The sequence below is a fragment of the Kitasatospora sp. NPDC008050 genome (assembly GCF_042957465.1).
Lineage (GTDB): Bacteria > Actinomycetota > Actinomycetes > Streptomycetales > Streptomycetaceae > Kitasatospora.
Map to the genome: position 1 here is coordinate 31,415 of NZ_JBIBIJ010000011.1, position 26,361 is coordinate 57,775.

A 26,361-nucleotide genomic window follows, 5' to 3' on the forward strand; every position below is an offset into this window, starting at 1 on the left:
GGCCCTGACGCGCGATCAGTGAGGAGGCAGCCGATGTCGAGACGCCGTTGGTGCACGGGATTGCTGGGGGTGGGGCTGGCCGTGGTCACCGCCGGCGGGTGCTCCTCGGGACCGGCGCGCCCCGCCGCGCCCGGGACGCCGCCGGAGCCGCAGACCTTCCAGGCGGAGTCGGTGGCCAGGCAGGAGTTCGGGCTGCTCGCCGGGGGTGGCTGGGCGCAGGCCTGGTCACTCTGGGACGACTCCGGACAGCAGGCCATCACCCAGGCCGACTTCGTGAAGCTGAACACCGAGTGCCGCCCCGCGCTCGGCGTGCCGTACGTGATCGACGAGAGCGGCAAGGTGGCCGAGGACACGGTGCGGGTGGCCTGGCACCAAGGGGCGGAGCGCGGCAGCAACACCTTGGTGTTCACCCGGGGCACGTGGCGTTTCGTGCCGGACGCCACCTCACTCACCGCATACCGCACGGGTGTTGACCAGCTCGTGGCTGCGCGACGGGCTGCCGGATCATGCCACTGACCTCGGTGCCCCGGGTGCGCCGCCTCCACCGCGTACGCCGCCTGCTGCTGGTGGGCCTGCTCGCCGCCGCGGTGCTGCTGCTCGGGGTCGCCGGGCCGGCAGCCGCGCACGCCGGACTGGTGGCCGCCACGCCCTCGGACGGCGTGGTGCTCAGAGACGAACCACGCCAGGTGGAGCTGGAGTTCAGCGAGGCGGTCACGCTGCGACTGAGCTCGATCCGGGTGATCGCCCCGGACGGGCGGCGGGCCGACAGCGGCCCGCCGCGGGCCACCGGGACCACGCTCACCGTGCCGCTGGCCCCGGGCGGACCGCAGGGCAGCTACGTGGTCGACTGGCGGGTCAGCGCGGTGGACGACGGGCACACCACCGCCGGCGCGGTGGTCTTCTCGGTCGGCGCGCCCAGCCGCAACGCCGCGCTCGGCGGGGCCGGTGGGGCCGGCGACGACCGGCTCACCGACGCGGTGCAGGACCTGGCGCTCTGGCTCGGCTTCGCCGGCCTCGCCGCACTGGTCGGCTGTGCGGCGATCCGGCTGTGCTGCCTGCCGGTGGACGCCCCGGCGGGGGCGCGGGAGCTGAGCTGGCCCGCGTCCGCCGGGTGGGCCGTGCTGCTCGCCGGGACGGTGCTCCAGCTCTTCGCGTACGGGCCCGCCACCCAGGGCGAGTCGCTCGACCACCTCGCGGACCGGGCGCTGCTCTCCGCGACGCTCTCCAGCCACGAGGGGCGGACGCTGGTGGCGCGGATCCTGCTGCTCGCGCTGCTCGCGGCGGCGGGCGGGCTGATCCTGCGTCGCGGTCCGGCCGGCACGGTGGGCGCGGCCGTGTTCACCCTGCTGCTGGCGCTCACCTGGGCGCAGACCAGCCACGCGGCCGGCGGCTCGCTGGTGCCGCTGGCCCTGGGGGTCACCACCGTGCACGTGGCGGCGATGGCCATCTGGGCGGGCGGGCTGTTCACGCTGGCCGTGCTGGGCGCGCGCGGGGTGGAGCTCACGGCGATCGCCGGCCGGTTCTCCCGGCTGGCCGTGGGCTCGGTGGCCCTGCTCGCCGCCACGGGGCTCTACCAGGCATTCCGGGAGGTGAGCGGTCTCTCCGCGCTGACCGGCACCTCCTACGGCCGGCTGCTGATCGCCAAGGTCGCCGTGCTGGCCGGTGTCCTCGCGATCGCCGCCCTCGCCCGCCGCCGGCTCACCGCCCGGGCGGTCACGCTCCGGCGGGCGCTCCTGCTGGAACTCGGCGGCGTCACCCTGCTGCTCCTGCTCACCGTGCTGCTGCTCGCCACGGCCCCGGCCCGCTCCCAGGTGGGCAATGACCCGCCGGCTGCGGCGGCGGGGGTGGCGGGGTACCGCGGGAACGGGTGATCGACCGGATCCGGACGGGGGAGGCGAGCGGACGTGGCGCCCCGGCCGGTGCCGGGGCGCCACGTGGTGCGGAGAAGGCAGGATTCGAACCTGCGTGGGCGTGAGCCCGACCGGGCCTGGCGGCCCAGGTCCCCGATGAGCCGCTCCGGGCACCTCTCCTCGTGCCCGGGCCGGCTCCCGCCGCCCTGGGCACGTGACCACAGTGCCGCACCCCGCTGACCGCCTCCTGACCCGGGGCTGACGCGCGCGTGCGGGCGGTTCGGCGTGCTCCGGCGCGGTTCGGCGTGGTCCGGCGCTCGGGCCCGGTGGAGAGCCGCGGGGGGGGGGGGGGGGCGGGGGGGGCCCCCCCCCCCCCCCGCCCGGGGGGGGGGGGAAAAAAGCAGATGGGCGCAGGGGGTTGGTGGAACGCGCCCCCCAGCGCGGGGGGGCGCCCCCCCCCCCCCCCGGGGGTGGGGGGGGGGGGGGGGGGGTGGGGGGGGGCGGGGGGGGGTTGGGGGGGGGGGGGGGGGGGGGGGGGGGGGTTGGGGGGGGGGGGGGGGGGGGGGGGGGGGGGGGGGGGGGGGGGGGGGGGGGGGGGGGGGGGGGGGGGGGGGGTGGGTGGGGGGGGGGGGGGGGGGGGGGGGGGGGGGCCCCCCCCCACCGCGGCGACTGACGGATCGTCAACTTCCCTATAGGGCAATGTCAGTAGGTCATCGGACGGCATCCGTGCCGGTGGGAGGCTCCCCTTCGCCCAGTGTCAGGTCAGGGTCAGTACTCAGTCAGCGGATGGTCAGCGCACGGAGTGAGTATGACCGGTGACAGACCGACACGCCGTGTTCGAAGCACGGCCCCGAAGGAGTGAGTTGGGATGGCGCACCCCCGCATCGAACGCTTCGGCAGTGGGACCGGTACGGGGGGTGCGAGCGCGGGGAGAGAGCCCGGCGGGCCGGCGGGCGAGGACGATCTGGTCGCCATCGTCGCAATGGCGTGCCGGTTCCCCGGTGGCGCGGCCTCGCCGGAGGAGTTCTGGCAGCTGATCGCGGACGGCCGGCACGCGATGTCCCCGTTTCCCGTGGACCGTGGCTGGGACGTCGAAGGGCTGTACCACCCGGACCCCGCGCAGCCCGGGAAGAGCTACGCGCGTGAGGGCGGGTTCCTGCACGACGCGGGGGACTTCGACGCCGCGTTCTTCGGCATCTCCCCGCGTGAGGCGCTGGCGATGGACCCGCAGCAACGGCTGCTGCTGCAGACCACCTGGGAGGCCTTCGAGCGCGCGGGAATCGCCCCGACCTCGCTGCGGGGCAGCCGTACCGGTGTCTTCGTCGGCGCGACCGACCTGGAGTACGGGCCGCGGCTGCACGAGGCGTCCACGGACACCAAGGGCTACACGCTGACCGGCAGCACCATGAGCGTCGTCTCGGGCCGGGTCGCCCACAGCTTCGGCCTGGAGGGCCCGGCGATCACCATCGACACGGCGTGCTCGTCGTCCCTGGTGGCCCTGCACCTGGCGGTGCGGGCGCTGCGTGACGGCGAGTGCGAGCTGGCGCTGGCCGGTGGCGTGAGCGTGCTGGGCACTCCCGGGATCTTCGTGGAGTTCAGCCGGCAGCGCGGACTGGCCCGGGACAGCCGGTGCAAGGCGTTCTCCGCGGCGGCGGACGGCACCGCCTGGGGCGAGGGCGTCGGGATCCTGGTGCTGGAACGGTTGTCGCAGGCGCGTCGTCACGGGCGCCGGGTGCTGGCCGTCATCCGTGGCAGCGCCGTGAACCAGGACGGTGCCAGCAACGGGCTGACGGTGCCGAGCGGCGCCGCGCAGCAGCGGGTGATCCGGCAGGCGCTGGCCGACGCGCGACTGAGCACCGATCAGGTCGACCTGGTGGAGGCACACGGCACCGGGACGGCTCTGGGCGACCCGATCGAGGCCCGCGCCCTGATGGCCACCTACGGCAGGGGCCGGGCGCCGGAGCGGCCGGTCCGGCTGGGAACGGTGAAGTCGAACATCGGGCACACGGTGGCCGCGGCCGGGGTCGCTGGGGTGATCAAGGTCGTGCAGGCGATGCGGCACGGGACGATGCCCCGAACGCTCCACGTCGAGCAGCCCACGACCCGGGTGGACTGGCGGACCGGTGGGGTGAGCGTGCTGACCGAGCCGGTCGGTTGGCAGCCGGCGGACGGGGTCCGGCGGGCCGCGGTGTCCGCGTTCGGCATCAGCGGGACCAACGCCCACGTCATCATCGAACAGGTCGAACGGTCGGTCCCCGAAGGGCCGGAGAGCGTGGTCCCCGAAGGGCCGGACAGTGCGGTTGGCGGCGTGCCGATCCCCTGGCTGCTGTCGGCCCGCACCGCGAGCGCGGTGCGGGCCCAGGCGGAACGGCTACGGGCGCACCTCCTGGCGGAGCCCGGGCTCGACCCCTTGGACGTGGGCCGCGAACTGGCCGTCGGCAGGGCCGCACTGGAGCACCGCGCGGTGCTCGTGGCCGATGACCGGACCGGCTTCCTGGACGCGCTGGCGCGGCTCGCCGGGGACGAGGCCGACGGCGACATCGTGGTGGGGAGCAGCGGGAAGTCGGCTGCCAAGGTGGTCTTCGTCTTCCCGGGGCAGGGCTCGCAGTGGCCCGGCATGGCGCTCCAACTGCTGGACTCCTCACCGGTGTTCGCGCAGCGGATGGCGGAGTGCGCCGCCGCCTTGGCGCCGTTCGTGGACTGGTCGTTGCCGGACGTGCTGCGCGGCGTCGACGGCGCGCCGTCGCTGGACCGGGTGGACGTGGTCCAGCCGGCGCTGTTCGCGGTGATGGTCTCGCTGGCCGCCCTGTGGCGTTCGTTCGGTGTGGAGCCCGAGGCGGTGGTGGGCCACTCCCAGGGTGAGATCGCCGCGGCGTGCGTGGCCGGCGCCCTGTCACTGCCCGACGCTGCCCGGGTGGTGGCCCTGCGCGGGCGCGTGCTGGCCGAACTGTCGGGCGGGGGCGGCATGGTGTCGCTCGCGTTGCCCGCAGCGGAGGTCCGGGCGCTGCTGGCGCCGTGGGGGGAGCGGCTGTCGGTGGCCGCGCACAACGGCCCCCGTTCCACCGCCGTCGCAGGCGAACCGCAGGCCCTCGACGAGGTGCTGGCGCTCTGCGTGGAGCGCGGGATCAGGGCGCGCAGGCTGCCGGTCGACTACGCCTCGCACTCGCCGCAGGTGGCAGTGGTCCGCCGGCAGGTGCTGGCAGCGCTCGCCGGACTGTCCCCGCAGTCCGCCGCGATTCCGTTCGTGTCGTCCGTCACGGGCGAGCTGCTGGACGGCCGGGAGCTGGACGCCGAGTACTGGTACCGCAGCCTGCGCAGCCCGGTGGAGTTCGAACGGGCGACGCGCGCCGTGCTGGACCACCGGCGCGCCGTCCTCGTCGAGGTCAGCGCGCACCCCGTGCTCACCGGGGCCGTCCAGGAGACCCTCGACGACGCCGAGCGCGACGACGCCACGACCGGCTCGCTGGTCCGGGGCGAGGGCGGGTACCGGCGCTTCCTGCTCTCGCTGGCCCGGGCCCACGCCCACGGGGCCGCCGTCGACTGGAGCCCGGCGCTGGATGGTGTGCTGTCCTGCGATCACGGGGCGAGGTCGGTGGAGCTGCCGACCTACCCCTTCGAGCCGCAGCGGTACTGGCTCGAACAGCCGGTCGCCGTGGAGGGCTCGGACCGGCAGGCGGACGGCTTCTGGGAGGCGGTGGAGCGGGGGGACCTCCAGGCCGTGGGCGGTGCGCTGGACCTGGACCGGGGCGGTCCGCTCACCGCGCTCGGCGAGGTGCTGCCCGCCCTGTCGTCCTGGAGCCGCCGGCACCGCGAGCGGTCGATGGTGGATTCCTGGCGGTACCGGGTGCGGTGGCAGCCGGCGGCCCGCCTGTCGGCCGCCCCGGTGGCGGTGACCGGGACCTGGCTGCTGCTGGCCGGGCCGGGCGAGGGGCAGCAGCCGCTGGGCACGGCCCTGGAGGCGGCGCTGACCCGGTGCGGCGCCCGGGTCGTGCGGATGCCGCTCGGCGAGGGCACCGCCGACCGCCTCGCACTCGCGCGCCAGCTGCGTGACGCCGTCACCACCGCGACCGCCGCGACCGCCGCGACCGCCGCGACCGCCGCGACCGCCGCGACCGCCGCGACCACCGAGACCTCCGAGAAGGAGGACGACGCCCCGCTCCAGGTGGCCGGTGTGCTGTCGCTGCTGGCCCTGGACGAGCGCCCCCACCCGGTGCACCCGGCGGTCCCCCGGGGCCTCGCGGACACCACCGCGCTGCTCCAGGCGCTGCAGGACGCCGCGGTCGAGGGCCCCTTGTGGTGCGTCACCCGGAGCGCGGTGTCGGTCGGGCCCGCGGACCCACCGGTGAGCCCCACGCAGGCCCAGGTCTGGGGTCTGGGGCGGGTGGCCGCGCTGGAGCAGCCGCAACGCTGGGGCGGGCTGCTGGACGTGCCGGCCGAACCGGCCGAACCGGACGACCGCGCGCTGCGGCTGGTGTGCGCCGTGCTGGCCGCCCCCGACGGGGAGGACCAGATCGCGCTGCGCCCCGCCGGGGCATTCGTCCGGCGGCTGGTGCGCGCCTCGGGATCGCAGCCGCGCCCGCAGGAGTGGCGGCCGAGCGGAACGGTGCTGATCACCGGTGGGACCGGGGCGTTGGGCGGGCAGCTCGCGCGCCGACTGGCCCGGGGCGGGGCCGAGCACCTGGTGCTGGTCGGCCGGCGTGGTCCGCAGGCCGCTGGTGCGGACGAACTGCGCGCGGAGCTGGCCGAGTTGGGTGCCCAGGTGACGCTGGCCGCCTGCGACGTGGCCGACCGCGAGGCGTTGGCGCGCCTGCTGGCGTCGCTGCCTGCCGCACAGCCGCTGACCGCGGTGGTGCATGCGGCGGGCGTCCTGGCGGACGGCACCCTGGAGGGGCTCACCGTCGGGCAACTGGCAGCGGTACTCGGCCCGAAAGCCGTCGCCGCCCGCAATCTCCACGAGCTCACCAAGGATCTGGACCTGTCGGCCTTCGTCCTGTTCTCCTCGGCCGCCGGCGTGCTGGGCCAGGGCGGTCAGGCCAACTACGCCGCGGCCAACGCCTTTCTCGACGCGCTGGCGGAGCACCGCCGCGCACTCGGCCTGGCCGCCACCGCGGTGGCGTGGGGTGGCTGGGCCGGTGACGGGCTGGCGCGGGCGGACGCCGCCGCCGAGGGCCTGCGCCGCAACGGGTACGGCCTGATGGAGCCGCAGGCGGCGCTGTCCGCGCTGGATCACGCGGTGACCGCGGGGGAGACGCACCTGGTGGTGGCCGACGTGGACTGGGCACGGTTCGTGCCCGGCTTCACCGCCGTGCGCCCCGGTCGGCTGGTCGAAGGTGTCCCCGAGGCCCGGCGGGCGCTGGCGGCGGCCTCCACCGAACCCGGTAGCGACCAATCCGGCTCGCTGGCCGAGCGGTTGGCCGCCCTGGGGGTTCCCCAGCAGGAGCGCCTGCTGCTCGACCTGGTGCGCCGGCACACGGCCGCGGTGCTGCGGCACGCCGATGTGGAGGCCGTGCGGCCCACCGTCGCGTTCCGGGACTTCGGGTTCGACTCGATGACGGCCCTGGAGCTGCGCAACCGGCTGGGCGCCGCCACCGGTCTGCGCCTGTCCGCCACCCTGGTCTTCGACCATCCGACGCCGGCCAGGCTGGCCGAGCACCTGCGGGCCGAGTACCTCGGGCGGCGCCCGGAAGCCGCCCCGAGCGCCCCGGCGCCGGCGGCGGCGGCCCTCGCCGCGGACGAGCCGATCGCGATCATCGCGATGGCCTGCCGCTACCCGGGCGGTGCCGACACCCCGGAGGACCTGTGGCAGCTGGTCGTCGAGGGCCGGGACGCGATCTCGGCCTTCCCCACCGGCCGCGGCTGGGATCTGGCCTCCCTCCGGCACCCGGATCCCGAGCGCCGGGGCCGCAGCCTGCCCCACGAGGGCGGGTTCCTGCACGACGCGGACCGCTTCGACGCGGCGTTCTTCGGAATCTCGCCGCGTGAGGCGCTGACCATGGACCCGCAGCAGCGGCTGCTGCTGGAGATCGGCTGGGAGGCGCTGGAGCGGGCCGGAATGGACCCCCGCACGCTGCGCGGCACCAGGACGGGGACCTTCGTCGGGTGCGCGACCGCCTCCTACGGAACGGACCTGCCGCAGGCTCCCGAGGGCCTGGAGGGGCACCTGCTGACGGGCACGTTCCCCAGCGTGCTCTCCGGGCGCCTGGCCTACACGTTCGGCCTGGAGGGCCCCGCGGTCACCGTGGACACCGCGTGCTCCTCGTCCTTGGTGGCCCTGCACCTGGCGGCGCAGGCGCTGCGGTCGGGCGAGTGCTCGCTGGCGCTGGCCGGCGGGGTGACGGTGATGTCCACCGCGGCCGGCTTCGTGGGCATGACCCGTCAGGGCGCGCTGGCCCCGGACGGTCGCTGCAAGGCGTTCTCCGCGGACGCCAACGGCATGGGCATGGCGGAAGGCGCCGGGCTCCTGCTGATGGAACGGCTCTCGGACGCGCGTCGCAACGGCCACCAGGTGCTCGCGGTCATCCGTGCCTCGGCCACCAACCAGGACGGCGCCAGCAACGGCCTGACCGCGCCGAGCGGCGCGGCGCAGCAGCGGGTGATCCGTCAGGCGCTGGTGAACGCGCGCCTGTCGCCCGGCGAGGTGGACGCGGTGGAGGCGCACGGGACCGGCACCGCACTCGGCGACCCGATCGAGGCGGGCGCGTTGCTGGCCACCTACGGCCAGGACCGGCCCGTCGACCGTCCGCTGCTGCTCGGCTCGCTCAAGTCGAACATCGGGCACACGGCCGCCGCCGCGGGCGTGGCGGGGGTGATCAAGATGGTCTCGGCCATCCGCCACGGCGTGCTGCCGGGCACGCTGCACGCGCAGCGGCCGACGGCGAAGGTGGACTGGTCGACGGGCCGGGTGCGACTGCTCACCGAGTCGCTGCCCTGGCCGCGGACCGAGCGCCCGCGCCGGGCCGGGGTGTCCTCCTTCGGGATCAGCGGCACGAACGCGCACGTGATCGTGGAACAGGCCCCGGACGAGCCGCAACTCCCGGTCGGCGGTGCCGATACCGGTGCCGGAGCCGACGGGGGGGACGGCGCTCGCCGCCGAGCCGCTCGCACCGCGGTGCCCTGGCTGCTGTCGGGACGCAGCGAGGCCGCACTGCGGGCCCAGGCCGTCCGGCTGCGGCAACACCTCGCGTCACGACCGGAGTCGGACGTCCTCGATGTCGGATACTCCCTCGCGGTGACCCGGTCCGCCTTCGAGCACCGGGCCGTCGTGGTCGGCGCGGATCGTGCGCAACTGCTCTCCGGTCTGGACGCGTTGGCCGGGGAGGAGGCTGCCGCCGGGCTGGTCCTGGGGCAGGCGGGGGACCAGTCGGCGGGAGCGGTCTTCGTCTTCCCCGGCCAGGGCTCGCAGTGGCCGGGCATGGCGGTGGAACTCCTCGACGCCTCACCGGTGTTCGCGCAGCGGATGGCGGAGTGCGCCGCCGCCCTGGCGCCGTTCGTGGACTGGTCGTTGCTGGACGTGCTGCGCGGCGCCGACGGCGCGCCGTCGCTGGATCGGGTGGACGTGGTCCAGCCGGTGCTGTTCGCGGTGATGGTGTCGTTGGCCGCGCTGTGGGGTTCCTACGGGGTCGTGCCCGCCGCGGTGGTGGGCCACTCGCAGGGCGAGATCGCGGCCGCGTGCGTGGCGGGCGCGCTCTCGCTGCCGGACGCGGCCAAGGTGGTCGCGCTGCGCAGCCAGGTCCTGGTGGCGTCGGCCGGGCTCGGCGGCATGGTCTCGGCCGCGTTGCCGGTCGAGCGGGCCAGGCAGCTGGTGGCGCCGTGGGCCGGCCGACTGTCGGTCGCGGCGGTCAACGGTCCCTCGTCCGTGGTCGTCTCCGGTGACCTCGAAGCGGTGGCGGAGTTCCTGGCCCGGTGCGAGGAGGAGCAGATAAGGGCGCGCCGGATCGCCGTCGACTACGCCTCGCACTGCGCGCAGGTGGAGGCGCTGCGCGGGCGGCTGCTCGACGTGCTCGGCGGCCTGGCGCCGCGCTCCTGCGAGGTCGCGTTCTACTCCTCGGTGACCGGCGGCCTCATCGACACCGCGCACCTCGACGCCGAGTACTGGTACCGCAACCTGAGGCAGACCGTGGAGTTCGAGCAGGCCACCGGCGCGCTGCTGGAGGCCGGGTACCGGTGCTTCGTCGAGGCCAGCCCCCATCCGGTGCTGACCATGGCGATCGAGGAGTCCGCCTGGGCCGCCGGCCAGGGCGCGGCCGCGCTCGGATCGCTGCGCCGCGGGGAGGGCGGCCTGCCGCGGTTCCACCAGGCGCTCGCGCAGGCCCATGTGCACGGCCTGGAACCGGACTGGTCGGTGGTGTTCGAGCAGACCGGCGCGCGGCTGGTCGACCTGCCCACGTACCCCTTCCAACGGCAGGGCTTCTGGCTCTCGCCCCCACCGGCCACCGCGGTCGACGCCGCGTCGTTGGGTCTGGACGGCGCCGACCACCCGCTGCTGGCGGCCGCCCTGGTGCCCGCGGGCTCGGACGGCCTGCTGCTCACCGGGCGGCTGTCGCGGCAGAGCCATCCGTGGCTGGCCGACCACCAGGTGGCCGGCCAGGCGGTCGTGCCGGGCACGGTGTTCGTGGAGCTGGCGGCGCAGGCCGCCGCCCGCAGCGGCTGCGAGCTGGTCGAGGAACTGACACTGCTGCAGCCGCTGGTCCTGCCGGAGGCGGACGGTGTGCGGATCCAGCTCGTGGTCGGCTCGGCCGGGCAGGACGGGCGGCGCCCGGTGGACGTGCACGCGCGGCACGGTGACGGGCCGTCGGCCCAGCCGTGGACCAGGCACGCCACCGGTGAGCTGGCTCCTCGCGGCCCCGCCCCCACCGGTGGGCCCGGTGCCTGGCCCCCGGTCGGCGCGGTCCCGGTACCGCTGGAGGGGCTGGCCGCACGGCTGGCCGCCGCCGGGGTCCACTACGGGAGCGCGTTCAGCGGGCTGCGTGCCGTCTGGCAGCGCGGGGACGACCTGTACGCCGAGGTGGTACTGCCGAGCGAACTCGCCACCGAGGCCGGTCGGTTCGGCGTGCACCCGGCCCTGCTGGACGCGGCCCTGCAGCCGTTGGCGCTCTGTCCGTTCGGCGGAGCGGAGGGCGGCGATCCGCGGAGCGGTGATGTCGGTGGTGCCGCCTCGCTGCGCCCGTTCTCCTGGGGCAAGGTGGTGCTCCACGCCACGGGTGCCGGCGCGCTGCGGGTCGCGCTGCACCGTGCGGCCGCCGACCGCCTCTCGCTGGAACTCGCCGATCAGCTGGGCCAACCGGTGCTCACCATCGGTGAGTTGGTCCTCCGCGTCGACCAGCCCCGGGCGCTGGACGCCACCGCCACCACGGCACACCCGCAGCCGGTGCCCCAGGCGCTGCCGGTGGCCGGCGCGAGCGTGCAGCCCGCGGACGGCGCGGACGGCGAGTCCTGGTGGCAGCGCCGGATGACCGGGCTGCACGAGGGGGAGCAGCTGCGGATCCTGCAGGCGCTGGTGCGCGGGCACGCGGCCGGCGCGCTGGGACATGCCTCGCCCGACACCCTGCCGGTGGACCGGCCGTTCCGGGACTCCGGCTTCGACTCGGTGACCGCCAACGAGCTGCGCGGCCGGCTCAACCGGGTGACCGGCGCACGGCTTCCCGCCACCGCGGTCTTCGACCACCCCACCCCCGCGCTGCTCGCCGAGCGCCTGCGCCAGGAGCTCGCCCCCGACGGCGCGCGGGCCGCCGCGGACGCCGAGCAGCGGCTGCGGTCGGCGTTGGGCCGGCTCGACGAGGTGGAGGCCGTTCTCGCCGGCGCCGACGCGCAGGGGCTGGCCGCCGTCACCACGCGGGTGCGCGGCCTGCTGTGGCGGCTGACCGAGGCGGAGCAGGGGCCGGCCGACGCCGCCACCGATGCCGCCGGCGACGGCGCGTCCGTCTGCGACTCGCCTGTGGCGGTGACGGACGACGACCTCTTCGACCTGATCGACCGGGAGTTCGGAACCCGCTGACGACGGCGCCACCATCGCGGGCCGCCGCCCGCGCGCGCAACCCCCAACCCCAGAGCCGGCAAGGACAGGACATCATGGCGAACGACGAACGACTGCGCAGCTATCTCGACCGGATGGTCGGCGAGTTACGGCAATCCCAGCGGCAGCTGGCCGAGGCGCAGGCCAAGGACCACGAGCCGATCGCCATCGTGGCGATGAGCTGCCGTTACCCGGGTGGGGTCCGCTCACCGGAGGAGCTCTGGCAGCTGATCCGCTCGGACGCCGACGCGATCAGCGGCTTCCCGGTCGACCGGGACTGGGACACCGCCAAACTCTACGACCCCGACCCGGACCACCCGGGGACGTCCTACGTCCGTGAGGGCGGATTCCTGCACGACGCCACCGAGTTCGACGCCGATTTCTTCGGGATCTCCCCGCGCGAGGCGCTGGCGATGGACCCGCAGCAGCGGCTGTTGCTGGAGAGTGCCTGGGAGGCGTTCGAGCGGGCCGGGATCGATCCGAGTTCGGTCCGCGGCAGCCGGACGGGTGTCTTCATCGGCTGCAACAACCAGGACTACTCGGCCCGGCTCACCCGGACCCCGCAGGAGCTGGAGGGCTTCATCGGCACCGGCAACGTCGCCAGCGTGATGTCGGGCCGGATCTCCTACACCTTCGGCCTGGAAGGCCCCGCCGTCACCGTCGACACCGCCTGCTCGTCCTCGCTGGTCGCCCTGCACCTGGCCTGCCAGGCCCTGCGGCAGCGCGAGTGCTCCCAGGCGTTGGCCGGTGGTGTGACGGTGATGTCCTCGCCCGCGCCGTTCGTGGAGTTCAGCAGGCAGCGGGCGATGGCCGCGGACGGCCGCTGCAAGCCCTTCGCGGACAGCGCGGACGGCATGTCCCTCGCCGAAGGCGTGGGCCTGCTGCTGCTGGAGCGGCTCTCGGACGCGCGCCGCGACGGACACCGGGTGCTGGCCGTGCTGCGCGGCAGCGCGGTCAACCAGGACGGGGCCAGCAACGGCCTGACGGCGCCCAACGGGCCCGCGCAGCAGCGGGTGCTCCGCCAGGCGTTGGAGAACGCGATGGTGACGGCCGACCAGGTCGACATGGTGGAGGCACACGGCACCGGAACCGCCCTCGGCGACCCGATCGAGGCGCAGGCCCTGCTGGCCGTCTACGGCCGGGGCCGGCCCGCGGATCGGCCGCTGCTGCTGGGCTCGGTGAAGGCCAACATCGGGCACGCCCAGGCGGCGGCCGGCGTGGCGGGCGTCATCAAGACGGTGCTGGCGCTGCGGCACGGCCTGGTGCCGCGACTGCGCTCGGCCGTGGAGCCGTCCGGCAAGGTGGACTGGTCGGCGGGTGCGGTGCGGCTGCCCGAGCAGGACGTGCCGTGGCCGCGCACGCAGGTGCCCAGGCGGGCGGGGGTGTCCTCGTTCGGCATCAGCGGTACCAACGCGCACGTGATCGTCGAGGAGGCCCCGGCGGACCTGGCGCCGGACCCGGACCCGGACCCGGAGCCGTGCGCAGAGCGGATCGGCGCGGGCGAGGGCACGGGCGAGGGCGCGGGCGAGGGCGTCGGCGCCGCTCCCGCCCCCTGGCTGTGGCGGCTGTCCGCGCCGAACGAGGTCGGGCTGCGGGCCCAGGCGGCCCGGCTGCGGGCGCACGTGGCGGCCCGCCCCGAGCTGGATCCGGCTGACGTCGGATACTCCCTGGCCACCACCCGGGCGGCCTTCGGGCACCGGGCCGCGCTGGTGGCCGACGACCGCGAGGGGTTCCTGAAGGCGCTCGACGCGCTCACCGACGGCCAGCAGGCCCCCGGACTGCTGCGGGGCCTGGCGGGAGAGGGCGGCAGGACCGTCTTCATGTTCGCCGGCCAGGGGGCGCAGTGGGCCGAGATGGCCGTCCAACTGCTGGCGACCTCACCGGTGTTCCGGGACAGCATCGCCGCGTGTGAGCAGGCGCTGGCCCCGCACGTCGACTGGTCGCTCGGCGCGGTCCTGCGCGGCGAGCCCGCGGCGCCCGCGCTCACCATCACCAGCGTGCTGCAACCGGTGATGTTCGCGGTGTCGGTGTCCCTGGCCGCGCTCTGGCGCTCCTGGGGCGTGACACCGGATGCCGTCATCGGGGCCAGCCAGGGCGAGGTCGCCGCCGCGCACGTCGCGGGCGCACTGAGCCTGGACGATGCCGCGAAGATCATCGCCCTGCGCAGCCGCATCGTCACCGATCTGCCCGACCCCGGCGCGATGCTGTCCGTCTCGCTGCGCAGGGAGCAGCTGCTGCCCCGGCTCCGGCCGTGGGGGGAGCGCCTGTGCGTCGCGGCGAACAACGGTCCCAGTTCCCTGGTGGTCGCCGGCGACCGGGAGGCGATCGACGCCCTGTCGGCCCAGTGCGAGGCCGAGGGCATCTGGGTGCGCCGGGTCGCCTCGGACTTCGCCTCGCACTCGCGCCATGTCGAGCCGGTCCGCGAGGAGTTGCTCGCCCTGCTGGCGGGGATCGTCGGGAGCCCGTCCACGGTGCCCTTCTACTCCACCGTCACCGGGGGACTGCTGGACACCCGGGACCTCGACGCCGACTACTGGTACCGAAACCTGCGGTTGCCCGTCGAGTTCGAGAAGACCGTCCGCACCCTCCTTCAGGAGGGCGTCGCCACCTTCGTCGAGGTCAGCCCGCACCCGATCCTGGGCCTGGGCACCCGCGAGATCATCGACGAGAGCGCGGACGACCCGGCCGTGGTGGTGCCCACGCTGCTGCGCGGCGAGGGCGGGCCGGACCGGTTCCTCACCTCACTGGGCGAGTACCACGTCGGCGGCGGCACCTTCGACCGCACGGCGCCGGCCGCGCGGGCCGGCACGGCGGTGGAGCTGCCGACCTACGCCTTCCAGCGCCGCCGCTACTGGATCCGGGAGCCCGAGGGACCGTCGGCGCGGGTGGCCGACCCCACGGAGGCCGGCTTCTGGGAGGCCGTCGAGCGCGAGGACGTCGCGGCACTCGGCAAGGCGGTGCGCCACGACATGCTGGAGTCGGGCAGCACCCTGGGCGACCTGCTCCCGGTCCTCTCCTCCTGGCGGCGTGGGCGCCGGGACCGCTCCACCCTGGAGGACCTGCGCTACCGCATCGCCTGGACCCCGGTGACGCCCGCGGCACCGGCCGCGCTCGCGGGAGGCTGGCTGCTGGTCGTGCCCGAGGACTGCGCGGCGGCACAGGCCACGGCGCAGGTCCTGGAGCGGGAACTGGCCGCGCGCGGTGCGCGGGTGGAGCGGCTGGAGGTGGCCGCCCGGGCCGCGCAGCCCGCCGAGATCGTAGCCCGCCTGAGGGCGCTGCCGGCCGAGGAACCACGCTCGGGCGTGCTCTCGCTGCTGGCGCTGGACGAGCGGGCCCATCACGACCGCCCGCAGGTGCCCGCGGGCGCGGGCGCCACCCTCGCGCTGGTGCGCGCCCTGATCGAAACCGGGTCACTCGCGCCGCTGTTCCTGGCGACCCGCGGTGCCGTCTCGGTGGGCCCCTCGGACCAACTCACCAGCCCGCTCCAGGCCATGGTGTGGGGCCTGGGCCTGGTCGTCGGCCTGGAACACCCCGAGCGCTGGGGCGCCCTGCTGGACCTTCCCCCAGCCTCCGGCCGGGGGTACCCCCAGCCGGGCCTCGACCAGCGGGCCCTGGAGCTGCTCTGCGCAGCGCTGGCGGCCCGGGGCGGCGAGGACCAGGTGGCGCTGCGCTCCAGCGGGCTGCACGCCCGGCGGCTGGTCCGCGCGCCGCTGCCCGAGACCCCCGCCGATACCTGGCGGCCCCGCGGCGCCGTCCTGGTGACCGGTGCCACCGGGACCCTGGGGCCGCGCATCGCACGATGGCTGGCCGAGTCGGGCGCCGACCACCTGGTGCTCACCAGCCGTCGGGGGCCGCAGGCCCCGGGCATGGCCGAACTGCGTGCGGAACTCGGCGCGGCCGGAACCCGGTTGACGGTCGTGGCGTGCGACCTGGGTGAGCGCGCGGCGGTCGCGGCGCTGCTCGCGGACGTCAAGAGCCAGGGGATCGCGATCCGTTCGGTGGTGCACGCGGCCACCCTGATCGAGCTGGCGCCGCTGACCGCGACCGGTGTCGCGGAGCTGGGTGACTCGCTCGCCGCCAAGGCCGCGGGCGCCGGCCACCTGCACGAACTCCTGGACGAGGACTACCTGGACGGGGAGCCGTTGGAGGCGTTCGTCCTGTTCTCCTCGGTGGCCAGCGTGTGGGGCAGCGGCGACCACGCGGCCTACTCGGCCGCCAACGCCTACCTGGACGCGCTGGCGGAGCACCGCCGCTCCCTCGGGCTCCCGGCGACCTCGGTGGCCTGGGGCGTGTGGCACGCACAGGACCCGTACCGGCCCAAGAACGTCGATCCTGAACAACTGCGCCTGCGGGGGCTGCCGTTCATGGAGCCCGAGACGGCGTTCAGCGCACTGGGCCAGGCGATCGCGGCCGACGAGGGCTGCCTGACGGTGGTTCCGGTGGAGTGGGAGCGCTTCGTGCCCGCCTTCACCTCGGCCCGCAGCCGTCCCCTGCTCGCCGGGGTGCCCGAGGCGCAGCGGCTGGTCGAGGCCGCGCACACCGAACCGGCGCCCGACCCCGACGCGGCGGCGACGCCGCTGGAGCAGCGCCTGCACGGGCTCGACCCCTCGCAGCGCGAGGAGGTGCTGCTGGAGCTGGTGCGCTCCGTGGTCGCCGAGGTGCTGGGACACCAGACGCCCCGGACGGTGCCGGTGGACCGGGCCTTCAAGGACCTCGGGCTGGACTCGCTGCTGGCGGTGCGGATCCGCAACCGGCTGGCCGAGGTCACCGGCCTGCGCATGCCGGTGACCCTGGTCTTCGACCACCCCACCCCGCTGGCCCTGGCCCGGTTCCTCCAGGCCCAGGCACCACAGGGCACGCCCGCGCAGCCGGCCCCGGTGGCGGCCCCCGCCCCGGTCGCGCAACCGGCGGCGCAACCGGCCGCGGACGACGACCCCGTCGCCATCGTCGCGATGGCCTGCCGCTACCCCGGCGGAGCCGACACCCCCGAGCAGCTCTGGCACCTGCTCGCCTCGGGCGTGGACGCGATCAGCGGTTTCCCGAAGGACCGCGGCTGGCGCGGCCTGGACCGGGCACCGCAGGAGAGCGGCGCGACCCGGGTCAGCGGTGGCGGATTCCTCAGTGGCGCGACCGAGTTCGATGCCGGATTCTTCGGGATCTCCGCGGCACAGGCGCTCGCCATGGACCCCCAGCAGCGCCTCCTGCTGGAGACCTCTTGGGAGGCCGTCGAGAGCGCGGGCATCGATCCCCACACGCTGCGCGGCAGCCGGACCGGGGTCTTCGCCGGTGTGCTGCCCAGCCAGTACGCGCTGGAGGCGATCCACGCCGAGGGCGGCCCGGGCGCACGGGGGATACCCGAGGACGTCGCCGCCCACCTCGTCGACGGGACGGCGGGCAGCATCGCCTCCGGCCGCCTCGCCTACACGCTCGGCCTGGAGGGGCCGGCGATCACCGTCGACACCGGCTGCTCCTCGTCCCTGCTGGCCCTGCACCTGGCGGCCCAGTCCCTGCGGGCCGGCGAATGCTCGCTCGCGCTGGCCGGCGGGGCAACCGTGATGGCCACCCCCGTGGTGTTCAACGGCGTCGCCCGGCAGCTCGGCCTGGCGCCCGACGGCCGCAGCAAGTCGTTCGCGGCGTCGGCGGACGGCATGGGGCTCTCCGAGGGCGCCGGCGTCCTGCTCCTGGAGCGGCTGTCGGACGCCCGGCGCCACGGCCACCCGGTGCTCGCGGTGGTGCGCGGCAGCGCCGTCAACCACGTCGGCGCGAGCAACGGCCTGACGGCCCCCAACGGGCCGGCCCAGCAGCGGGTCATCGCCCAGGCGCTGGCGAACGCCGGGCTGAGGGCGGATCAGGTGGACGTGGTGGAGGGGCACGGCTCGGGCACCGCCCTGGGTGACACGATCGAGGCCCAGGCCGTCCTCGCCGTCTACGGCAAGGACCGCGAGCCGGAGCGCCCGCTGTGGCTCGGGTCGGTCAAGTCGAACCTGGGCAACACCCAGGGTGCCTCGGGAGCCGCGGGCGTGATCGCCATGGTGCTGGCGATGCGGCACGCCGTGGTGCCCCCGAGCCTGCACGCCGAGCAGCCGAGCGACCAGGTGGACTGGACGGCCGGGACCGTCCGGCTGCGGGAGAGGGCGATGCCGTGGCCGGGCGAGGACCGGACCCGGCGCGCGGGAGTGTCCGCGTTCGGCGTCAGCGGCACGAACGTGCACGTCGTGATCGAACAGGCCCCCGCTGACGAACCGGTCGCGGCGCAGTCTTCGCGGACACCGGACGGCTGTCACGGCAGGGCGCCGGCGCCGTGGGTGCTCTCGGCCCACAGCCCGCAGGCGCTGCGCGACCAGGCCGACCGACTCGCGAGCCACCTGGCCACCCACCCCGAACTCGACCCGGCGGACGTCGCTCTCACCCTCGCCACCGGCCGGCCGACCTTCGACCACCGCGCGATCGTGACGGGCCCGGACCGCACCCACCTGCTCACCGGCCTGCTCGCCCTGGCCGAGGGCCGGGACGTCCCGACGGTGGTGCGCCCGCCCGCGCCGGCCGTGGGCAGGACGGCGTTCGTCTTCACCGGGCAGGCCACGGGGGACGCCGGGACACACCGGCAGCTGGCGGAAGCCGCCAACGAACTCGCCGACGAGTTCCCGGAGTTCGCCGCGACGTTCGGTCAGCTGAGTGGCCGGTTGCAGGCGCTCACCGGTGGGGCCCCGCTCGACTCCCGCACCCTTCCGTTCGCCCTCCAGCTCGCGCTGTTCCGGTTGCTGGAGACCTGGGGTGCGAGGCCGGCGGCCGTCCTGGGAGAGGGCCTCGGCGCCCTGGCCGCCGCGCACGCCGCCGGCGTCCTGACCCAGGCACAGGCCTGCGCGCTGCTCGTCGCGGGACCGGACAGCGAGCGCCTCACGCGCTCGCTGACCTGCGTGGCCCCCACGACACCGCTGCTCAGCGCCGACGACGGACGCGAACTGCCGCCGGAGCACTGGCACAGCGCCGAGTTCTGGGTGCGCTGCGCGACCGCGCCAGTACCGACCTCCGAGTACCGCGGCGCCACCCAGGGCCTGTCGGAGCGGGGCGTGAGCCGCCTGCTGCTCCTGGGCACCGACCAGCCGTGGACGGCCTCCTCGCGCCTTGCCACCGCACCCGCTCTCAGCCCGGGCCGACCCGCGGCCACGGCGCTGTACACGGCGCTGGCCCGAACCCTGCCCGACGTCCACTGGGACGCCCTCTGCGCCGACCTGCCGGGACGCCGCGTGCCACTGCCCACCTACCCCTTCCAGCGGCAGCGCTACTGGCTCGACGACCTCACCCAGGCCGCCCCCCGAGCCCGTTCGACGGCCGACCGCCTCTGGGACGCGGTGGAACACGCGGACGTGTCGGGACTGGCGGCGGCCCTCGGGCTCGACGACCCCGTCCACCACCCGGCCCTGCCGAACGTCCTGTCCCTCCTCGCCCAGGCCCGCCGCCGGCCCGTCCGACCCACCGTCTGACCCCTGACCCCTGACCCCTGACCCGTCCCCGCATCCCGACCCCGACCCCGACCCTGGCCCCTGTGCCCCCTAGCCGTCGACCCGCCGCCCGCGGACATCCGGGCGGCGGGTCGACGGACCCTCGGTCCGACCGCGGCGTGTGGTGGCGCCTCAGGACGGCTTGAAGACCTCGGCTCCGCTCTGGTCGCAGGGGAGCAGCTGGATTCCCGTGCCCCCGTTCACCTCGCCCGCACACAAGTTGGCGTGTGCGGAGTAGAGGGTGTCGCCCTTGGGGGAGAAGCGCTGCGCCGGGTTGCCACTGCAGACCGCGATCTGCACGACCGTGCCGGCGCTGGTGGCGCCCCAGGCGGCGTCCATGCAGAGGCCCTTCGTCCGGATCGTGCCGTCCGGGGCGACGTCCCACTGCTGGTTCACATCGCGGTCACACGCCGCCAGGATCAGCGGTGTGCCGTCCGAGCCGGCCGATCCGCTGAGGCACTTGCCGGTGCCGGGGTTCACCAGAGCGCTCACCGTGCCGGCGGTCGCGCCGCTGCCGGCGGCCGTCGTGCTCGCGGGCGCGGTGCTCTTCGTCGGCTTCGTGGTGGCGGCTCCCTGGGGCACCCCCTGGTCGCCGGAGGCCTTGGCCACGGGGGCGGAGTGTGGTGCGGAGCCCTTCAGCGTGAGAACGAGGGCGCCGGCCACCAGGCAGGAGACGACCACGGTCGCGAGGATGATCCACCGGCTGGTGAACGCCCGCTCGCGTCGGCGGCCTTCGGGCGCGGCCCCGGCGGGCGGGTGGGCGGCGGGATCGGGTTCGGCTTCCTCGTGGGCAGGTACCTCCACCCCCGGATCCAGCCGGCGTGCCACGGGCTCCTCCAGGATGCCGGTGTCCACGACGCCGGTCGCGTCGACGGTGAAGCGCCACCGCGGATGGTCGACCCGGCCGACGACGACCACCGACCATCGTCCCTGCGGATCGTTGGCCAGCTTGTAGACGGATTCGCGGTCACGGCCGCCGGGCAGACCGAGCAGCAGCGCCACCCCGCCGCGCTCGTCGGCCATCGCGGCATCGCCGTCGGCCAGGGTCGGTGCCTCGGTCGATCCGAACCGCTCCGCGGTGCCGGGGTTGAACCCGATGCGGACCACCTGCACACCCCGTGACCACGGGCTCGTGGTGAGTTCGCGGGTCCAGTCCTCAGCCAGGGCCCTCGCCTGCCGGGCGTCGCCCTCCAGGCTGATGATCCCACCGACCTCGCTGAGATTGAGCAGCACAAAGCCCTTGCTGGTGTGGCCGAGTGAGACCAGCCGCGGGTACGGCTCGGTCAGCGACTCCGCCACACTCTCGCTCTGCAGCCGGCGCAGCTGCGCATGCCAGGTCCGGCCGCCGTGCTCGGCGGTCCACCCGGCGGGGGGCCGCACATCGGGGGTCTTCAGGCGGAGCCAGACGGTGTCGGGCCCGACGACGACGGCGTGGGCCACCGGAACGCCGCGGTTCTCGCGGTCGCAGGCGGTGGCCAGGACGCGCATGACCCGGTCCACGGTCCACAGACCGTGATCGGCCCGCGGGCCCGATCGCGGCTCGGCCCGTCGCGACCTACGGAGCCGGGCAAGCCAGTCGCCGCGGCGAGGAACGCGATCAGCGGGTCGGCTCAGCAGTGTCACCTGTGTCTCCTCGTCAAGAATCGCATCGTCAAAGCCGCATCGTCGGGGGCCGCGCCGAATCGACCGGCGCGCACGGGGAATTCGGCCTCCCCGGAACGTTGCTCTTCCCGCCCGAGTGGTGTCAACGCCGAGCACGTGCCTGGCTTGGGCCCCAGGGCCCAAGCCGGCAGCGGGGGTTCTGGACCGCCCTCGGGTCCGTTCCTAGCATCGACGGCGTCGGTGCCGAACGTGTCGACGCCTGTCGAGACGCTCGGCAACACCAGAAGGGACACACACCATGGCGAACCTGAACGTCACCTATCAGGAGCTGTCGGACACCGCGACCACGATGCGGAACAACAAGGCCGACATCGACGACAAGCTCAACCAGTGCAGGCAGATCGTCGACAGCCTGACCACCAACGGCTTCGTCACCGACCAGGCGTCGGGCAAGTTCGACGAGGTGCACACCGAGTTCAACACCTCGGCCGTTCAGGCCATGGACACCCTGGACCAGTTGTCGCAGTGGCTCGACAAGGCCGTGGCGGCGATGCGCGACATGGACACCCAGCTCACCAATTCCCTCAACAAGTAGCCGCCGGCCCGGAGTTGGCCGGGCAACCGCACGCGTGCCCCGCGCCGCCCGTACCGGCGGCGCGGGCGCTCGGACTCATGAGGGGTTGGGAGCCATGCCCATGATGATCACCATTGCCCGGCGTCCGGACTGGTCGGCCGACGTGGTCGTGGACGCCGATCCCACCACGCTCCTGCGCGACGTCGTCAAGAACCTGCTGGACAGCCTCGACGTGTCGCAGGCCCTGCCGACCGGCGACTCGCCCGTGACGGCGGTCTATCTCGCTGATCAACTGCTCGACCTCTCCCAGCCCCTGGCGGACAGCGGGATCCACGACGGCACCGTGCTGTGGCTGGGCCGGCCGGGGCCGCTCCCGAGCCGCCGCGCCGGCCTGGTCACCATCCGAGTGGTGGCGGGCAACGGTGCCGGGCGGGTCTGGTACCTCAACGCGGGCGAGCACCGGATCCGAACCGGCGCCGGTGTCCAGGTCACCAAGGGCGGTGACCCGGCGGCGGTGGCCGCCATCGTCCGGGTGTCGCTGGACGCCTCGGTGCACGTGCGCGCCGTCGCGCCCGCCGCCCTGCTCAACCGGGCCCCGTTGCCCGACCGCGAGGTGCGCTGGCGGGAGACGGTCCAACTCCTGGTCGGGGACGCCATCCTGGAGGCGCACCCGCTGCTGCGCCCGGATGCCGTCGTCGAACCATCGCACGACGGTGAGTACTTGGACTACAACCGCCCTCCTCGGCTGCTCCCCCCGGTGCAGCGCACCGCGTTTCGCATCCCGGTCCAGCCCAAGCCGGCGGCCCCGAGCGCGCTGCCGTGGCTGGCGGCCGGTCTGCCCGCCGTCGGCGGCGGCCTGATCGCGGTGATGTCGCACAACCCGATGTTCCTGATGATGGCCGCGATGTCGCCGGTCATGATGGTCGGGAACTGGATCAGCGGGCGCCGTCAGGGCAAGCTCGGCAACCGGCGGCAGCTGGCCGAGTACCAGGCCCAACTCGCTTCCACCGAGGCCGAGATCGCGGCGGCGCTGGATCAGGAACGGCTGGACTGCCGCGCCGCCAGCCCGGACCCGGCCGAGCTGCTCGTCATCGCGACCGGTCCGCGGGCCCGGCTCTGGGAGCGCCGCCGCACCGATCCGGACCACCTGCTGGTGCGGGTCGGCGTCGCCGACCTGCCCACCGGGATCGTGGTCGAGGAGGGCGAGGGCAGCCAGCGCCACCGGGACCTGCGCGCGGCGCAGGACGTCCCCGTCAACTTCTCCGTCGCGCAGACCGGAGTCGTCGGCGTCGCGGGGCCGGACGGCTGGCCGCGCCGGATGGCCCGCTGGCTGGTCGGCCAACTGGCCGTCCTGCAGAGCCCGCGCGACGTGCAGCTGTACGTGCTGACCGACCCGGCGGGCGAGCCGCTGTGGCAGTGGGCGGCCTGGCTGCCGCACACCCGGCCGTTGCTGGGACAGCAGGCCCTGGCGCTGGTGGGCGCGGACGCCGAGACGCTCGGCCACCGGGTCGCCGAACTGATCGAGCTCATCAACGCCCGCCAGCAGGTGCGGCTCAACGCCGGCTCCGGGGCCGTGCTCGCCGACCCGGACGTCGTCGTGGTGATGGACGGCGCCCGACGGCTGCGGGCGCTGCCCGGAGTGGTGACGATCCTTCAGGAAGGGCCCGCGGTCGGCGTCTACAGCATCTGCGTGGACGCCGACGAACGCACCCTGCCGGAGGAGTGCGCGACCGTGGTCGTCGGGGGCGAGGCGCGGCCGGCCACGCTCCGCCGGCAGCGCGCCGCGCAGATCGACGGCATCCGCGCGGACGAGGTCGCGGACAGCTGGTACGCGGCGACCGGACGCCAGTTGGCGCCACTGCGTGATGTCAGCGAGACCCAGGGCGAGGCCGCGCTGCCGGGCGCCGCGCGCCTGCTCGAGGTCCTCGGTCTGGAGGATCCGACCGCCGCCGCGATCGCCACCCGCTGGCGCTCCTCGAGCCGCAGCACCAAGGCCGTGGTCGGGTACTCGCTCAACGGCCCGTTCGCCCTCGACCTGGTCAACCACGGCCCGCACGGCCTGGTGGCCGGCACCACGGGCTCGGGCAAGTCGGAGTTCCTGCAGACCCTGGTGGCCTCACTGGCCGTGGCCAACCGCCCGGACGCCATGACCTTCGTGCTGGTCGACTACAAGGGTGGCGCCGCGTTCAAGGACTGCGTCGAACTGCCCCACACCGTCGGCCTGGTGACGGACCTGGACACGCATCTGGTCGAACGGGCGCTGACCTCGCTGGGCGCCGAGCTGACCCATCGCGAGCACCTGCTGGCGGCCGCGGGTGCGAAGGACCTGGAGGACTACATCGACTACGCGGGGCGGCGGCCCGAACTGACGCCGATCCCGCGCCTGCTCATCGTCATCGACGAGTTCGCTTCCATGGCACGGGAGTTGCCCGACTTCGTCAGCGGCCTGGTGAACGTCGCCCAGCGCGGCCGGTCGCTGGGCATCCATCTGCTCCTGGCGACGCAACGCCCGTCCGGTGTGGTCTCGGCGGAGATCCGCGCCAACACCAACCTGCGGGTCGCGCTGCGGGTGACGGACGCCGGCGAGAGCACCGATGTGATCGACGCCCGGGAGGCCGCGAACATCTCGGCGGCGACCCCGGGACGGGCCTTCGCCCGACTCGGGCACAGCTCGCTGATCCCGTTCCAGACCGGCCGGGTGGGCGGCCGCCGCCCGCGGGCCGACCGGGCAGCCGCGGTGGCCCCGCCGTTCCTGCAGCCGGTCTCCTGGCTGGACCTGGGACTGCCCGCGCCGCAACGCCCGCACAGCACGACCGAGACCGACGAGGTGACCGACCTGTCGGTCCTGGTGACGGCGATCAGGCAGGCCAACGACATGCAGGGCATCGCCCCGCAGCGCCGGCCGTGGCTGCCGCCGCTGCCGCTGTCGCCGGTGGTCGAGCTGGCGACGGAGCCGGTCGGCGGTGCGACCGGGAATCCGTCGTTCTCCTGGGCGGTCCAGGACCTGCCGGCGCAGCAGCGCCAGGAACCGGTGACGGTGGACCTGGCCACCTTCGGGCACCTGCACATCGTCGGCGCCCCGCGCTCCGGGCGCTCCGCGGCGCTGCGCACCTTCGCGGCGGCCGCGGCCAGCGCCTCCAGCGTCGCCGACCTGCACCTGTACGGGCTCGACTGCGGCAACGGCGCGCTGCTTCCGCTCAGCAGGCTGCCGCACTGCGGCGCGGTGGTGCAGCGTACGGAGGCCGACCGGGCCGCCCGGCTGCTCAAGCGCCTGCACGACGAGGTGCAGAACCGTCAGCGCCTGCTCGGTGAGGGCGGCTTCGCCGACGTGGCCGAGCAACGTGCGGCCAGGCCGGCCGACGAGCGGCTGCCCCACATCGTGCTGCTGCTGGATCGCTGGGAAGGGTTCATGGGCACCCTCAGCGAGTACGACAACGGGGCGCTGACCGACCTGATCCACACCCTGCACCGCGAAGGCGCCAGCGCCGGGGTGCACGTGGTCATCGCCGGTGACCACATGCTGCTGAGCGGCCGGCTGAGTTCACTCTGTGACGACAAGCTGGTGCTGCGGCTGTCGGACCGCAGCGACGCGAGCCTGGCCGGGCTGAACCCGCGCAAGATGCCGGAGAACCTGCCGCCGGGCCGCGGTTACCGCGCGGTCAGCGCGATCGAGACCCAGGTCGCGCTGGTGGCGGCCGACCCGGCAGGCCCGGCGCAGGTCGCCGCGGTGCAGGCGCTGGCGGCGCGGCTGGTCGAGCGCGAGGCGGGCGTCGCGAAGTCGGCGCGGCCCAACCGGATCGCGGTGCTGCCCACCCAACTGCCGTTCGAGCAGGCGTGGGAGATGCTCGGGACCCCGCCCCCCATGTGGGCACTGATCGGGGTGGCCGGCGACGACGTGGAGCCGGTCGGGGCCGATCTGTTGGGCGATCAGCCGACCTTCCTGGTCGCCGGGCCGTCCCGGTCCGGGCGCAGCACGGCACTGAGCGTCATGGTCGAGTCGCTGCTGCGCGGCGGGTGTGAGGTGGTCATCGGCGCCCCGATGAACTCCCCGCTGCGCGGCTTCGCCGGCCGGCCCGGAGTGCGTGGCGTCCTCACCGACGAGGCGCCCACCGAGAGTGAGTTCGCCGAACTGCTGGACCCCGGTGACGGTCCGGTAGTGCTGGTGGTCGACGACGCCGAGGTGTGGCGCGACCTGCCGTGCCGGGACTGGCTGAAGACGTTCGTCCGCAAGGCCTCCAGCAACAAGCGAGGCGTGATCATCGGCGGCGAGGTCGCCTCGGTGGCGAACGGCTTCTCCGGCTGGCAGGCGGAGGTCAAGAAGAACCGGCGCGGCGTGCTGCTGTCGCCGCCCAACATGGGCGACGGCGACCTGCTGGGTGTCCGGCTGTCCCGTTCCCAGGTCGCCGCCCGGGTCGTACCGGGCGCGGCCCTGGTGCACCTGGGGAGCGGCAGCCTGCTGGCCGCCCGGATCCCGCTGGCGCCGGCTGCTCAGCCCGCGCCCGACAATCTCGTTCACGACAACCAGGAGCAGTGATGGCAGACCTCGTGGTGAAGGACCTGCAGGACCTGGTCAACGACCTCAACGAGCTGATCAGCCAGTTCGAGGGGGCGCTGGACTTCCAGAACGACGACAAGGGGCTCTGGGGACAGCTCAACGCCAATCTCTCGATGGGCGACTTCGCCGACAACTGGACCGTTCACCGCGACGCGATGGTCAAGGACATGAAGGCCCTGCGCGACAAGGTGACCAAGATCGACGCCTCTTGGTCGCAGGCGGAGACGCAGCTGATGAATACGTTCCAGAGCTGACGTGGTGGACAA

7 protein-coding genes, 1 tRNA gene and 1 pseudogene are annotated in these 26,361 nt (G+C 74.8%); 7 read left to right on the forward strand and 2 right to left on the reverse strand.

Annotated elements, in window-relative coordinates:
• Window positions 1-33: 33 nt before the first annotated feature.
• Window positions 34-516 carry a hypothetical protein gene (locus tag ACFZB9_RS22070; protein ID WP_391449589.1) on the forward strand — a complete coding sequence of 161 codons (483 nt, stop codon included), beginning with the start codon at window positions 34-36 and terminating at the stop codon, window positions 514-516.
• Window positions 507-1,871: a copper resistance CopC/CopD family protein gene (locus ACFZB9_RS22075; protein ID WP_391449591.1), complete on the forward strand. Its 1,365-nt coding sequence runs from the start codon at window positions 507-509 to the stop codon at window positions 1,869-1,871. Before ACFZB9_RS22070 ends, ACFZB9_RS22075 begins: the two co-directional genes overlap by 10 nt.
• 69 nt (window positions 1,872-1,940) lie before the next feature.
• Here the strand turns inward: ACFZB9_RS22075 and ACFZB9_RS22080 are convergent.
• Window positions 1,941-2,030 (reverse strand) — tRNA-OTHER (locus ACFZB9_RS22080).
• A gap of 688 nt (window positions 2,031-2,718) precedes the next feature.
• Here ACFZB9_RS22080 and ACFZB9_RS22085 point away from each other — a divergent pair.
• Together ACFZB9_RS22085 and ACFZB9_RS22090 are read left to right on the forward strand one after the other, a co-directional pair.
• Window positions 2,719-11,844, forward strand: a complete 9,126-nt coding sequence (locus ACFZB9_RS22085) for a type I polyketide synthase (RefSeq protein WP_391449593.1) — start codon at window positions 2,719-2,721, stop codon at window positions 11,842-11,844.
• Window positions 11,845-11,963: 119 nt separating this feature from the next.
• Window positions 11,964-19,346, forward strand: a pseudogene (locus tag ACFZB9_RS22090) (type I polyketide synthase); the annotation flags it as partial.
• A 150-nt stretch (window positions 19,347-19,496) separates the two neighbouring features.
• On the opposite strand, the gene ACFZB9_RS22095 reads toward ACFZB9_RS22090, so the two are convergent.
• On the reverse strand, window positions 19,497-20,852 hold the full coding sequence (locus ACFZB9_RS22095) for a ricin-type beta-trefoil lectin domain protein (protein WP_391449595.1): 1,356 nt from the start codon (window positions 20,850-20,852) through the stop codon (window positions 19,497-19,499).
• A gap of 412 nt (window positions 20,853-21,264) precedes the next feature.
• Between ACFZB9_RS22095 and ACFZB9_RS22100 the strand changes: the two genes are divergently transcribed.
• The 3 genes from ACFZB9_RS22100 to ACFZB9_RS22110 all read left to right on the forward strand — a co-directional run bounded on the left by ACFZB9_RS22100 (window position 21,265) and on the right by ACFZB9_RS22110 (window position 26,349).
• Window positions 21,265-21,561: a WXG100 family type VII secretion target gene (locus ACFZB9_RS22100; protein ID WP_391449597.1), complete on the forward strand. Its 297-nt coding sequence runs from the start codon at window positions 21,265-21,267 to the stop codon at window positions 21,559-21,561.
• Window positions 21,562-21,661: 100 nt separating this feature from the next.
• Window positions 21,662-26,074, forward strand: a complete 4,413-nt coding sequence (locus ACFZB9_RS22105; RefSeq protein WP_391449599.1) for an FtsK/SpoIIIE domain-containing protein — start codon at window positions 21,662-21,664, stop codon at window positions 26,072-26,074.
• Window positions 26,074-26,349, forward strand: a complete 276-nt coding sequence (locus ACFZB9_RS22110) for a hypothetical protein (protein WP_391449601.1) — start codon at window positions 26,074-26,076, stop codon at window positions 26,347-26,349. The genes ACFZB9_RS22105 and ACFZB9_RS22110 overlap by 1 nt, the downstream gene beginning before the upstream one ends.
• The last annotated feature ends 12 nt before the right edge of the window (window positions 26,350-26,361 follow it).

Coding starts and splice junctions, on each gene's coding strand:
- ACFZB9_RS22070 (WP_391449589.1), top strand. CDS start 34: ATGTCGAGACGCCGTTGGTGCACGGGATTGCTGGGGGTGGGGCTGGCC.
- ACFZB9_RS22075 (WP_391449591.1), top strand. CDS start 507: ATGCCACTGACCTCGGTGCCCCGGGTGCGCCGCCTCCACCGCGTACGC.
- ACFZB9_RS22085 (WP_391449593.1), top strand. CDS start 2,719: ATGGCGCACCCCCGCATCGAACGCTTCGGCAGTGGGACCGGTACGGGG.
- ACFZB9_RS22095 (WP_391449595.1), bottom strand. CDS start 20,852: ATGCGCGTCCTGGCCACCGCCTGCGACCGCGAGAACCGCGGCGTTCCG.
- ACFZB9_RS22100 (WP_391449597.1), top strand. CDS start 21,265: ATGGCGAACCTGAACGTCACCTATCAGGAGCTGTCGGACACCGCGACC.
- ACFZB9_RS22105 (WP_391449599.1), top strand. CDS start 21,662: ATGATGATCACCATTGCCCGGCGTCCGGACTGGTCGGCCGACGTGGTC.
- ACFZB9_RS22110 (WP_391449601.1), top strand. CDS start 26,074: ATGGCAGACCTCGTGGTGAAGGACCTGCAGGACCTGGTCAACGACCTC.